The 12,707-nt window shown below is 62.1% G+C and carries 8 protein-coding genes and 1 pseudogene; 4 read left to right on the top strand and 5 right to left on the bottom strand.

Features of this window, described 5'->3' with window-relative positions; genetic code table 11:
* Positions 1-40 precede the first annotated feature (40 nt).
* The 4 genes and pseudogenes from murU to XalbCFBP2523_RS14210 all read right to left on the bottom strand — a co-directional run.
* On the bottom strand, positions 41-763 hold the full coding sequence (gene murU, locus XalbCFBP2523_RS14225; RefSeq protein ID WP_045766021.1) for an N-acetylmuramate alpha-1-phosphate uridylyltransferase MurU: 723 nt from the start codon (positions 761-763) through the stop codon (positions 41-43).
* Complete coding sequence (locus XalbCFBP2523_RS14220; RefSeq protein ID WP_012916604.1) at positions 760-1,788, bottom strand: aminoglycoside phosphotransferase family protein; 1,029 nt, start codon at positions 1,786-1,788, stop codon at positions 760-762. Before XalbCFBP2523_RS14220 ends, murU begins: the two co-directional genes overlap by 4 nt.
* A 71-nt stretch (positions 1,789-1,859) precedes the next feature.
* The gene (locus XalbCFBP2523_RS14215; RefSeq protein WP_012916603.1) at positions 1,860-2,129 is read right to left on the bottom strand and encodes a GlsB/YeaQ/YmgE family stress response membrane protein; all 270 of its coding nucleotides are present in this window, start codon (positions 2,127-2,129) and stop codon (positions 1,860-1,862) included.
* A gap of 140 nt (positions 2,130-2,269) precedes the next feature.
* Positions 2,270-2,650: pseudogene (locus XalbCFBP2523_RS14210) on the bottom strand (peptidase M20); the annotation flags it as partial.
* A gap of 195 nt (positions 2,651-2,845) precedes the next feature.
* Here XalbCFBP2523_RS14210 and XalbCFBP2523_RS14205 point away from each other — a divergent pair.
* From XalbCFBP2523_RS14205 to XalbCFBP2523_RS14195, 3 genes are all read left to right on the top strand, one after another.
* The gene (locus XalbCFBP2523_RS14205) at positions 2,846-3,178 is read left to right on the top strand and encodes a ComEA family DNA-binding protein (protein ID WP_012916601.1); all 333 of its coding nucleotides are present in this window, start codon (positions 2,846-2,848) and stop codon (positions 3,176-3,178) included.
* 284 nt (positions 3,179-3,462) lie between these two features.
* The gene (locus XalbCFBP2523_RS14200; protein ID WP_045766772.1) at positions 3,463-4,071 is read left to right on the top strand and encodes a HutD family protein; all 609 of its coding nucleotides are present in this window, start codon (positions 3,463-3,465) and stop codon (positions 4,069-4,071) included.
* A 530-nt stretch (positions 4,072-4,601) separates the two neighbouring features.
* Complete coding sequence (locus XalbCFBP2523_RS14195) at positions 4,602-5,084, top strand: hypothetical protein (RefSeq protein WP_012916599.1); 483 nt, start codon at positions 4,602-4,604, stop codon at positions 5,082-5,084.
* On the opposite strand, the gene XalbCFBP2523_RS14190 is transcribed toward XalbCFBP2523_RS14195, so the two are convergent.
* Positions 5,063-6,133, bottom strand: a complete 1,071-nt coding sequence (locus XalbCFBP2523_RS14190) for a cytochrome-c peroxidase (RefSeq protein ID WP_045766019.1) — start codon at positions 6,131-6,133, stop codon at positions 5,063-5,065. The genes XalbCFBP2523_RS14195 and XalbCFBP2523_RS14190 overlap by 22 nt on opposite strands.
* A gap of 108 nt (positions 6,134-6,241) precedes the next feature.
* Between XalbCFBP2523_RS14190 and XalbCFBP2523_RS14185 the strand changes: the two genes are divergently transcribed.
* Positions 6,242-12,707: T9SS type A sorting domain-containing protein (locus tag XalbCFBP2523_RS14185; RefSeq protein WP_158250788.1), on the top strand; the 6,466-nt coding region annotated here is incomplete at its 3' end.

Here is a 12,707-nt window from a genome sequence, read left to right as displayed (position 1 = left end):
GCCGTGGTGGCCTTGATAGCGAGGCCAGGTACGCGGTGTTTCAGCCGCCCTGATTCCCGAGTTTCAACAGTTTCAACGCTTCATTCAGCTCCGCCAACCGTTGTGGCGTGCCCACATCGGTCCAACGGCCGCGATGACGCAACCCGTGGATGCGGTCCGCATGCATGTGCGCACGCAGGATCGGCGCCAGTGGGAAGCGTGGCGGCGTAACGTGGTCGCTGGGCGTATCGAAAGCCGCCTGCCAGTCGCGCAGCAGGGTGGGTCGATAGACGCCGATGCCGGCGTAGGTCAACAGTGGTGCGCCGTCGCTGCGCACGCGTGCATCCGGCAATAGCGCGAAGTCGCCGTGCGCGGCATAAACCGGTGGATCGACCAGGACCAGTTGCGCCAGACCACGCGGCTCTGGCGCCAGTTGCGCGAAATCGAAATCGGTCCAGATGTCGCCATTCACCAGCAGAAATGGCGCCTCGCCGAGCAACGGCAAGGCATGCAACATGCCGCCGCCAGTTTCCAGCGGCGTAGCGCCTTCGTGGGAATAGACGATGCGCAGCCCGAATGCGCTGCCATCGCCGAGCGTCTGCGGGAATTGTTCTGCCAGCCAGGAGGTGTTGATGATTGCCTCGCGGATGCCCAGGGCGGCGAGCTTGCGCAGGTGCCAGACGATCAATGGCGTGTCGCCGACGCATAGCAGTGGCTTGGGCGTGCGTTCGGTGAGCGGGCGCATGCGTTCGCCGAAGCCGGCGGCGAAGATCAGCGCTTTCATACGCCGGACTTCGCGCGCTGTGCCAGGGCGGGCTTGATCCGCGTCTGCAACAACTGCTGTAGTGGTTGCAGCGCGGGATGTCGCGTCAGCACTTCGTCGAGATAGCCGATGAAGCGTGGCACGTTGTCCAGGTACCAGGCTTTGCCGTCGCGGTAGTTCAATCGCGCGAATATGCCAAGATTTTTCAAATGACGCTGCACGCCCATCCAGTCCGCGTCGCGCAGGAACTGCGCCAGCGGCGGCAGCGGAATTCCAGCGTGCAATGCGCGTGCGTGATAGCGCGTCAGCCATGCGTCTACCTGCGCCAGTGGCCAACTCACCGTGGTGTCCTTGAACAGACTGACCGGGTCGTAGGCCACAGGTCCAAGGACACAGTCCTGGAAATCCAGCACCGCCGGGCCGTCAATCGCCGGCATCAGGTTGCGCGGCATGAAATCGCGATGTACCAGGACCTGCGGTTGCGCCAGCGCGTTGTCCATCAGCTGGCGTTGCACGCCGCGCAACGCTGCGCTGTCGGCGGGGTCCAGGGTGAGTTGCAGGTGACGTTGCAAGAACCACTCTTCGAACAGGCCCGCGTCGCGCTGCAATAGCGCGATGCCGAACACGCCCAGATCCGCCGGTGGCGCGATTGCCTGCAAGCGTAGCAACTGGCCCAGCGCGGCATCGAATTGCGCATCGGCGGTGGTCGCGTCGAGGATCTGCGCCAGTGTCGGCTGGCCCAGGTCTTCCAGCAGCAGGAAGCCGGCATCGATATTCTGCGCCAGGATCGCGGGCACGCGGACGCCGCCGCTGTGCAACAGGGTGTGCATCCGCAACCAAGGCCGCACGTCTTCCAGATCCGGCGGCGAGTCCATCACGATGCGGTTTTCCATCGCGCCGTGGCTGCGCCAGTAGCTACGCTGGCCGGCATCGACCGAAGCGCGTTGCAGCGTCGCCTGCGGGTCGCACAGCATCGCCCGCGCCCAGGTCAGGCGGTGCGCGGCACGCGCGGCACTGGCGTCGGAAACAGCGGAGTTGGCGCTCATCGGCAGGCTGCGGTGGACATCGGTGGCACAGCGTAAACGCGCGGCGCCGGCCTGGCGAGTGGCGCCCGCCGTCAGCGTTTGCTCGAAAACAGCCGCAGCAGCGCGAGCAGGGCGATGGCACCGAGTACCGCGCCAAGGAAACCCGCCGGCTGGCCGCGTCTGTACCAGCCCATGTAGTGCCCGAACCAGCCCGCCGACAAGGCGCCGGCAATGCCGAGCAGTACGGTGAACAGACAGCCGGAGCGGCCGCTGCTGGGGCCGAGGATGCGCGCCAGCAGGCCGACCACGAAGCCGAGCAGGATGATGTAGAGCCAGCTATCGCTGTCGAACAACGTGTGCATGGAAGCATTCCGGGCATGGGAGGTGAGGCCGGATCCTGCCAGATCGGGTGCGTTGACAGCGTCGATGCCGGTGGCCGGGCGTTAGGCCTTTCAGGAACGGTGCAGTTGCGCTGCTGCTCGCCGCGCCTTGCCGGTGGGCTTCAACAGCAACCGTGTCCGCCGTGTTGTTCGCCACCGGCTATCGCCGCGCTGCCGGTGCTCTGGCCGCCCAGGCTGGCGGCGTGGTGGGCGGCGATCACCTGCGAGACGCAGGCGATCACCCGCTTGTCCATCGTAATATCCAGAAACTCGTTCGGCGCGTGCGCGTTGGAATGCGGGCCGAGCACGCCAGCGATCATGAACTGCGCGCCGGGAAACTTCTCGCCGAGCATGCCCATGAATGGGATCGAGCCGCCTTCGCCCATGTACATCGCCGGCTTGCCGAATGCCGCCTGCGAGGCGGATTCGATCGTCTCGCTCAGCCACGGCGACTGCGCCGGCGCGCTCCAGCCGGATGAGGATTTTTCCAGCGCCAGTTTGACCGCTGTCTGCCGGCGCAGCACAGCCATTTTACGCTCGGGCTGCGTGTAGGGTTTTTCCTACACGATGACGCGCCGTTTACCTGCTTTTTTCTGGGTGTTATGGCGATAGGATGGGCCCATGTGGAGAGCGATGCTGATCACGCCGGCAGGGAGTGCGCCGGCGAAGTCCTCATCTAAGTCACAAGGAGTGTTGCCATGCAGTCTTTTATCGTAGTGCTGAAGTCTCTGGTCGTTGCCTTGCTGTTGTCTGGTTCCGCGCTTGCTGCGGAAAAAGTCAACATCAACTCCGCTGGTGCGGCGGAAATCGACCGGGTGTTGATGAACGTTGGGGCTTCCAAGGCCCAGGCGATCGTCGATTACCGACAGGCACACGGACCCTTCAAAAGTGCCGAGGAACTGGCGCATGTGAAGGGGATCGGTCTCAAAACGGTCGAACGGAACCACGACCGGATTGATGTGGGGGCCATGAAGGCCACTACGCCGACGGCCGCCAAGACGGCAGCCGCCAAGCCGGTGAAAAGGCGCTAAAAGGATTTGTAACGAGAGGATAGGGCTGGCGCTGGATGTGCGGCCAAGACCTCGCTGAGCAGGATGCTTGGGGGATGGCAGGAGGCCGACATGGAAGTACGTCATCGCCCGGTGTTGCACATTGACGTGCAGCCGGGCGATGTTTTTGTGCGGGTGGCCTGCCGGCGTTGTGCATCCATATTTCCCAAACGATGGATGCGCTGCGATGGAAACAGGTGTGGTGCAAATCCGTGCACGCTCGGCACGATGCAGGTATCGCCGTCGGGATCGTGCAGAATGCACTCATGGATTGGCGCAACCTCCCTGCGCGGGTGATCCCCGCCAACGTCTATCGCCGCGAACGCTGGCGCAATGGACTCGGCTGGACCCGGGAAATCTTCCGCTTGCCGATGTCCGGCGAGGAGTGGGTGTTGCGCCTGTCGATCGCCGAGATCGAGCAGGACGCGGCGTTTTCGGTCTTTCCTGGAATTGATCGCGAACTGGTCCTGCTGCACGGCGAGGGTGTGCGCCTGTGTTTCGAGGATGGTGTCGAGCACGTGTTGCAGGAACTTTGCGCGCGCTTGCGCTTTGCTGGCGAACGCCCATTGCGCGGCGAACTGCTCGCAGGGCCGACTCATGATTTCAATGTGATGTGGCGCCGTGACCGCGTGCGCACGCAGGTACTGCACCGGCCCCTGGTCGGGTCGATGCTGTTTTTCGCAGAACCCGCAGTCGCCTGGGCCGTTTACCTGCTGGCAGGGCAGGCGCACTTCGACGACGCCAGTGGATTGCCGCCGCTTTCAGCTGGCGACAGCGCATGGTTGGCTGCCGATGCACGGCAGCGCTTTGCTTTGAGCGGCGGTGGGGAAGTCTTGGCGATCCGGATCGAGCTGCTCACCGCGTCTGCGGATTGAAGCCAGGCAGGGTTGTGTTTCCGGCGCTGACGCTGACCTCGTTCAATGCGTGGAGGTGTCTATCCCGGCGTTGTGCATCGGAATATGGCAGGTGGCCAAGGACAATAGGTGGTGAGTGGTGGTGTGCGTGGACAGTACGGCGGCCAATGGAGGATGTGGTATCGATCTGAGCGTGTCGCGGCTACGGCCGCGACGACCCGTTGGTGCTGCAGTGGATTCGCACTCTGTACGCCAAGCGGTGTTTGTTCGAACCGTAACGTCTCGGCGCTTCGGTCGCGCCTTGAGTCAAATGGCGATGCTTCCCTCGAAGCAGACCTTGTCGAAGCACGTGCCGTAAATTCGCGAGCGAGCGATGTAGACGCGGTTAAAGTGCAGACAGGAGCATGCGTTCCAGTCGGGCGTGTCGAGTCGTTTGCGGGCAAGCACGGCGGTGGCGCGACGCAGAAGCGATGCAATGGGAGACACGATGCCATTGCGGCGGCTGATTATTGATAGACTCGCGCCTAACCTGGCACATAAAGGATTGGGAAATGAGCAAGCCGTTGTATGGAAGTCTGCTGATGGTGGCGGTCGCATTGTGTGGTTGCACGGGGGCTGGTTCGGGGGCTGGCGCTGCGGCGCAGACATCGACTGGGCAGACGCAGGGGCCGTTGGCGATTCGGCAGATCCTGCTGGGTGGGGAAAGCGGCACGCTCAACGCGGGTCAGCCGCCCAAGCCGGTCACGCCGCAGACCATGGTGGTCGCCACTGTCGCGTTGAATGCTGCTGCGCGCGAGCCGCAGCCCCTCTCACTGCGCTTGATCGATGTGTCGAACGGCAAGACGGTTGGCGAACAGCATTCCGTCATCGCGGCAGGGGCGGAGTCGGCGCGTTTCGAGTTCAAGCCAGCGCAATCCTGGACGTCGGGCCGGCATCTGCTGGAGGCCCGCCTGGGTCAGGCAGGCAAAGTCTTTCAACGCGAATTCGATGTCGTGCCGGAGACCGCGGGCGGTCACTCCGCGCCGGGTGCTTGAGCATTTCGCAGCGGAGCGTCTTCAAGCGCATACAGGAAGGCATGCAGGTCGCCCTGCTCCTGCGTCGTTAGCGTGATCGGGGTGCCGCGCGTCAGGCTGCGGTAATAGATTTCCCGTTGTATTGCCGCATCCAGCGACGGCACACTGCCGTCGTGCATATAAGGCGCGGTGCGGGTGACATTGCGCAGCGTGGGTGTGCGGTAGGCCGACAGGTTTTCGCCATGGCCGTCCACGGCGAAACGCCCCAGCGCTGCCATCTCCGGATCCGAGAGCACCAATTCGGCAAGCGGAACTCCCTGCTGCCGTTTGGCTTGAAAGGCCGCGATGGTGGTTTTCACGTGGCCGGCCAACTGTTCCAAGCCGACATTGGAGTGATGGAAGCGATTATCGGTGAAGGTTGCTGGCGTGCCGTCGAGCAGATGGCACGCGGCGCAGTCGGCTTTCCCTTGGAAGATCGCCAGTCCACGGCGTTCGGATTCTGTCAGTGCGCTGGTGTCGCCGGCGGCATAGGCATCGTAACGGCTATGCCCGTTGGCGACAGACTGGAGATAGGCCAGGATCGCGCGCGAAATCCGCGCCTCATCGATGTTGTCATCGCTGAAGGATGCCTGGAAGCGCTGCCGATAGGCCGGTTGGCGGCGCAACAGATCGACCACTGCCGCCATGTTTGGTTGCGCCATTTCCGCCCGGTTGGTGAAGGCGGCGACGGCGACGCGCTCGATGTGGTCTTCTCGCCCATCCCAGAAGTAATGCTGGAAATACGGCAAGTCCAGCAAACTGGGCGCATTGCGCGTGCCGACACGGCCGCCGTCCAGATGCGGGACCGCCTCGGGTTGAGTGAAAGCGTAATCCGCGCGATGGCAGGTGGCGCAGGCCAAGGTGCCGGTCGCACTCAACGAGGTGTCATGGAACAGCGCACTGCCCAGCGCGGAGGTGGCCAGAGCAGCCTGATGTTTTTCCCGCTGCTGCAGGGATGTCAGTGCATAGGCCGCAGCCCCGATGGTGAGTGCGGTGCCTGCAAGCAGACTGAGCCAGACGATCCTTCGCATATTGAGGTGGAAATGTTGTGGGGGTTTCTAGTATAAAGGCGCGGGGGGACCAGAATCATTCCGCTTACGGGCGGCTGCCAATTGATGGGTCATAGGGGAAATGTCGCTATGGAAAAGCGATTGAGGGAGCGTGTTCTATCGGTTGGCAAGACGACGCAACGCATCCGATGGCGGGCCGTCGGCCCGCTCGGTGTGTTGATCGGCCTCTTGCTGTGTTCGCTTTGCGCGTTGGCGACGTCCTACGTCTACGACGCGGGCGGGCGGCTGGTCGCGGTCAGCAACGACACTGGCGGCAGTGCGCGCTATACCTACGACAATATCGGCAACTTGGTTGCGGTCGATCGTATCGCCGGCCAACTGGCGATCTTCGCGTTCAGTCCAGGGCGTGGCGCGCCAGGCACGCCGGTTACGATCAAGGGCCAAGGCTTCAGCGCGACCGCCAGCCAGAACGCGGTCCAGTTCAACGGTGTGGCGGCGACGGTATCGACTGCCAGCAGCACCGAACTGACCGTGGTCGTGCCCTCCGGCGCCACCACCGGCCCCATCGCGATCACGGTCGGCAGCGCCACGGCCAGCACCGCCATGAACTTCGTCGTGGACGCCGCCGCGATGGCTCCGACCATCGACACGGTCGCGCCGACCTTGCTGGCGATTGGCGAATCGGTCACCACCACGGGTAAAGGATTTTTGCCTGCGCAGGGGCAGACCTCGACGTTGCTCAACGCACGCGCGGTATCGCCCACGACATTATCGAACACCACGATTGTCTTCCCGGCGCCGGCCAACGTTGGCAGCGGCAAGGTCGCCATCACCACGCCATACGGTTCTGCGACAAGCGCGCAGGATGTGGTGGTCGTTCCAGCGGGCATCGACAAGACGCAAATCGAATCGATCAAACGCCTGACCATTGGTGCCGCGCCGCAAGCCATGAGTGTCACTACAGCGGGAAATTCGCTGGCTGTGCTCTACGATCTGACGGCTGGCGATTATCCAAGCCTGCAGTTCAGTGGGCTGGGTGCGGTGTCGGTCAGCTACAGCGTTTATGACCCGACGAACACCAAGCAGGTCTTCTCTGGCTCGGTGAGTGTCGCGAGCACTGCGAGCGTGCATCTACCCAGAGTGGGTATCAGCGGCACGTATCTGGTGCTTTTGACGCCGTCTCAGGCACCAGCGACGTGGCAATTTGCCGTCGAGAATGCCACTCCACTGAATGTCAACGGCGCGCCGTTGACGCAACCGATCATCGGTACCGCGCAAAGCAAACGATTCGTCTTCAATGCAGCCAAAGGCCAGAATCTTGACCTTGGCCTGAGTGAAATCGTGACGCCGAACACTAAATCGGGCATATATTGGCAAGTGTTCGGTTCTGACGGCACTCTTTTGGCCTCAGATCATTGCTATGCGTATAAGCAAGGCTGTGAGGTGAACCTGTCCACCCTGCCCAACATAGCGATAGCGACAGGCACTTACACTTATACTGCGGTGGTGTCGCCGCCGTCAGACGGTGACCAGACGATGCAGTTCACGGCCACGCTCTCGGCCGATCTTGCCGACAGCGCGCCGGTTGATGGCACACCGCGGAGTTACGCCACCGCCGAGCCTGGGCAATACGTATATCTGAGTTTCACCGCCACGGCGGGGCAGAACCTTGGATTTGCGCTGAGCGACATCGTCACGCCGAACGCCACTTCATACGTCTATCTGCAAGTGAGCGGTCCCAGCTACGTGGGCCCTCAGTATTGCTACGCGTCCTATCACGGCTGCCAGGTGAACCTGTCCAACCTGGCGGCGGGGACGTATACCGTGGTGATGTCGCCGCCATCGGATGGTGACCAGACGATGCAGTTCACGGCCACGCTCTCGACCGATCTTGCCGACAGCCTGCCGTTGAACACTGCCAAGGCGATGAGCCTGACACGGCGCGGGCAGAACGCGCGCCTGAGCTTCAACGGCAAGGCAGGACAGCAGGGACTGGCGCTGCAAGTTTCGGGACAGAGCACAGCGCCCGCCAATGCTGATGTCTACTACACCGTCTATGCACCGGATGGTTCGCAGGTGAACAGCATTGTGTTGACTGGCAGTGGTGGCGGCACCTTGAACCTGTCCAGGCTACCGGTGGATGGGAGCTACACGGTCTTTGTCGATCCCTATTACGGTGAGACAGCCAACGCGACGGTATTGCTCTCGACGCCGATCACCGGCACCACGCCGATCGACGGTACGCCGGGCAGTTACGCCACCACCGAGCCTGGGCAGAACGTGTATCTGAGTTTTACCGCCACAGCGGGGCAGAACCTAGGATTTGCACTGAGTGACATCGTGACACCGAATGCGGCGTCGCCCATCCTTTTGCAAGTGAGCGACTCCGCCGGCACTTTTGTGGTCGGCAAGTATTGCTATGTGGGCAACAACGGCTGCCAGGTGAACCTGTCCAACTTGGCAGGGGGGACGTATACCGTGGTGATGTCGCCGCCATCGGATGGCGACCAGACGATGCAGTTCACGGCCACGCTCTCGGCCGATCTCGTTGACAGCCTGCCGTTGAACACGGCCAAGACGATGAGCCTGACACGTCGGGGCCAGAATGCCCGCTTGAGCTTCAGTGGCACAGCAGGACAGCAGGGGCTTGCGCTGAGCGTCTCGGGGCAGAGTACGGTACCAGCCAATGGGCATGTCGACTACACCGTTTACGCGCCGGATGGGTCGCAAGTGAGCAGCACGGTGAACAACACGGTGATCAGTACGAGTGGCATCTTGAATTTGCCAAAGCTGCAGATGACAGGCACTTACACGGTTTTCGTCGATCCTGCCTCCGGTGAGACGGCCAATACGACCGTGCAGCTCTCCTCGCCGATGACCGGCACCATGCCCGTCGACGGGACGACTGGCATATACGCCACCACCGTGCCTGGGCAAAATGTCTACCTGAGTTTTACAGCCACGGCTGGGCAGAGCCTGGGATTGGGGCTGAGCGATATCGTGATGCCGAACGCGGTGACGTCCATGTCTCTGAAAGTCTTCGATCCTGCGGGCAACATGCTATACAGTCAGCCCTGCTACGCAACCGATAATGGTTGTCAGGTGAACCTATCCAACTTGGCAGGAGGAACCTATACCGCGTTAGTTTCGCCGCCATGGGATGGCGACCAAACGATGCAGTTCAAGGCCACACTCTCGACCGATCTCACCGATCAACTGACGCCAGGCACAGCCAAATCTGTGAATATTACGCGTCGTGGTCAGAACGCTCGTCTGAGTTTCAATGGTACGGCGGGACAGCCGGCAGTGACGCTTGGCATCTCGGGGCAGACCACAGGGCCGGCCAATAGTGTTGTTTACTATGTTGTCTACGGTCCAGATGGGTCGCAATTGAATAGCATAGCGTTGCGCACGGATGGGAAGTTGAATCTGGGCACGCTGCCTGCCACAGGGACGTATACGGTGTTTGTCGATCCTAGTTACGGTGAGACGGCCAGCGCGACGATACTGCTCTCCTCGGCGATCACTGGTACGTTGCCGGTCGACGGTACGCCGGGCAGTTATGTCACCACGGTGCCAGGGCAGAAGGTGTATCTGAGTTTCAACGCGACTGCCGGGCAGAACCTGGGGTTTGCGCTGAGCGACATCGTGACATCGAGCACGACGTCAGATTTGGATTTGAATTTGTTCGATCCCTCTGGCAACAGCGTGGACAGCCAAGGGTGTATGGCAGTCAAGGACGGTTGTGCATTGAATCTCCGCAGTCTGGTGGGAGGAACCTATACGGTGGTGGTGTCACCGCCGTTGGACGGTGATCGTAAAATGAAATTCACCGCCACGCTGTCTACGGATCTCACCGACAGCTTGACGCCCGGCACAGCCAAAGCGGTGAGTCTGACGCGTCGTGGCCAAAATGCACGTTTGAGCTTCAATGGCAAGGTAGGCCAGACATTGGCGTTGCGCGTTTCGGGGGAGACCACTGTGCCAGTTGGGCGCGATGTCCATTACATCGTCTACGCGCCGGATGGGTCGCAAGTGAACGACATGTGGGTCAGTAGTACGAGTGGCAGTGGCGCCATGAACCTGCCTACGCTGCCGTCGGATGGGACGTACATGGTCTTCGTCGATCCTTTTTACGGTGAGACAGCCAATGCGACGGTGCTGCTTTCGTCGGTGATCACCGGCACGGCGTCGGTCGACGGTACGCCAGGCAGCTATTCCACCACGGTGCCTGGACAGAGTGTCTATCTGAGTTTTGACGTCACTAGCAACGGACAGAACCTGGGGTTTGCGCTGAGCGACATCGTGACGCCGAATTCGACGTCGAACCTGTCACTGCAAGTCATCGATTTCGTCGGCAATACGATGATCAGCCAATCTTGCTTCGCAGCCAATAACGGCTGCCAAGTGAATTTGCCTAACCTGATTGGGGGTACGTATAGCGTGGTGGTGTCGCCACCATCGGACGGCGACCAAACGATGAAGTTCACCTCCACGCTCTCCAGCGATCTCGCCGACAGTCTGACGCTTGGCACAGCCAAATCGGTGAGCCTGACGCGGCGCGGCCAGAACGCTCGTCTGAGCTTCAACGGTACGGCGGGACAGCAATCACTGGTGCTCAATGTGTCCGGGCAAAGCACGGTGCCGGCGGCACGCGGTGTCTATTACACGGTCTATGCCCCGGATGGATCGCAATTGAACAGCGCGTCGATCACGGCCAGTGGCAGCGTGAATCTGCCCAAGCTGCCGGCCACCGGCACGTACATGGTCTTTGTCGATCCTGGTTACGGCGAAACCGCCAGCGCCAGCTTGTTGCTCTCGTCCTCCTCGGCCATCACCGGCACGGTGCCGGTCGACGGTACGTCGGGGAACTACACCACCACCATGTCCGGGCAGAAGGTGGCGCTGAGTTTCACCGCCACCGCTGGGCAGAATCTGGGGTTTGCGCTGAGCGATATCGTCACGCCGAACACGACGTCGAATCTGTCCCTGCAAATCGCCGATTCCGCCGGCAACGTGGTGGGCAGCCAGACCTGTGCGGCGGCCAATAACGGCTGTCAGGTAAATCTGTCCAGCTTGAAGGCGGGCACTTACAGCGCTGTGATGTCGCCGCCGACAAACGGCAACCAAACGATGAAGTTCACCGCCACGCTCTCCAGCGATCTCGCCGACAGTCTGACGCTTGGCACGGCCAAGGCGGTAAGCCTGACGCGCCGTGGCCAGAACGCACGTCTGAGCTTCAGCGGTACGGCGGGGCAACAGGGATTGACGCTGCAGGTTTCCGGACAAAGCACGGTGCCGACGGCGCGCGGTGTCTATTACACGGTCTATGCGCCGGATGGGTCGCAATTGAACAGCGCGTCGATCACGGCCAGTGGCAGCGTGAACCTGTCCAAGCTGCCGACGACGGGCACGTACATGGTCTTTGTCGATCCGGGTTACGGCGAAACCGCCAGCGCCAGCCTGTTGCTCTCCTCCGCCGCGGCCATTACCGGCACGGTGCCAGTCAATGGCACGCCGGGGAGCTATGCCACCACGGCGCCGGGGCAGAAGGTGGCGCTGAGTTTCACCGCCACCGCCGGGCAGAACCTGGGCTTTGCACTGAGCGATATCGTCACGTCGAACACGACATCGACCATCGCCCTGCAAATTACCGATTCCGCAGGTAATGCGGTGGGTAGCCAGACCTGCGCGGCGGCCAATAACGGTTGCCAGGTGAACCTGTCCAACTTGAAGGCGAGCACGTACAGCGCGGTGGTGTCGCCGCCGTCAGCCGGCGACCAGACCATGAAGTTCACCGCCACGCTCTCCACCGACCTCACCGATAGTCTGGTGCCAAGCACGGCCAAGGCAGTGAGCTTGACGCGTCGCGGCCAGAACAGCCGCTTGAGCTTCAGCGGCACGGCGGGTCAGCAGGGGTTGGCGCTGCGGGTGTCGGGGCAGAGCACGGTGCCGGCCAGTCGCACGGTCGATTACACGGTCTACGCGCCGGATGGATCGCAATTGAACACCCAGTCGGTGGCGACGAGCGGAACCTTGAACCTGTCCAAATTGCCAGCAACCGGCACGTACACGGTCTTCGTCGATCCGCATTATGGCGAGACGGCCAGCGCCAGCGTGCTGCTCGCCTCGGCCATCACCGGCACGGTGGTGGTCAATGGCACGCCGGGCAGCTCCGCCACCACGGTGCCCGGGCAGAAGGTGTATCTGAGTTTCACCGCCACCGCCGGGCAGAACCTGGGCTTTGCGCTGAGCGACGTGGTGACGTCGAACACGACGTCGACCATGTCCCTGCAAATCGCCGATCCCACTGGTAACGCGGTGAGCAGCCAGACCTGCGCGGCGGCCAATAACGGTTGCCAGGTGAACCTGTCCAACTTGAAGGCGGGGACGTACAGCGTGGTGCTCTCGCCCCCGCCGGACGGCGACCAGACCATGAAGTTCACCTCGACCTTGTCCACCGACCTCACCGATCGCTTGGTACTGGGGACGGCCAAGGCGGTGAGCCTGACGCGTCGTGGTCAGAACACCCGCCTGAGCTTCAGTGGCACGGCCGGTCAACAAGGGCTGGTGCTGCGGGTCTCGGCGCAGAGCA

The sequence above is a fragment of the Xanthomonas albilineans genome (genome assembly GCF_002939705.1).
Classification (GTDB): domain Bacteria; phylum Pseudomonadota; class Gammaproteobacteria; order Xanthomonadales; family Xanthomonadaceae; genus Xanthomonas_A; species Xanthomonas_A albilineans.
This window is presented reverse-complemented; position numbering and strand designations above follow the sequence as displayed.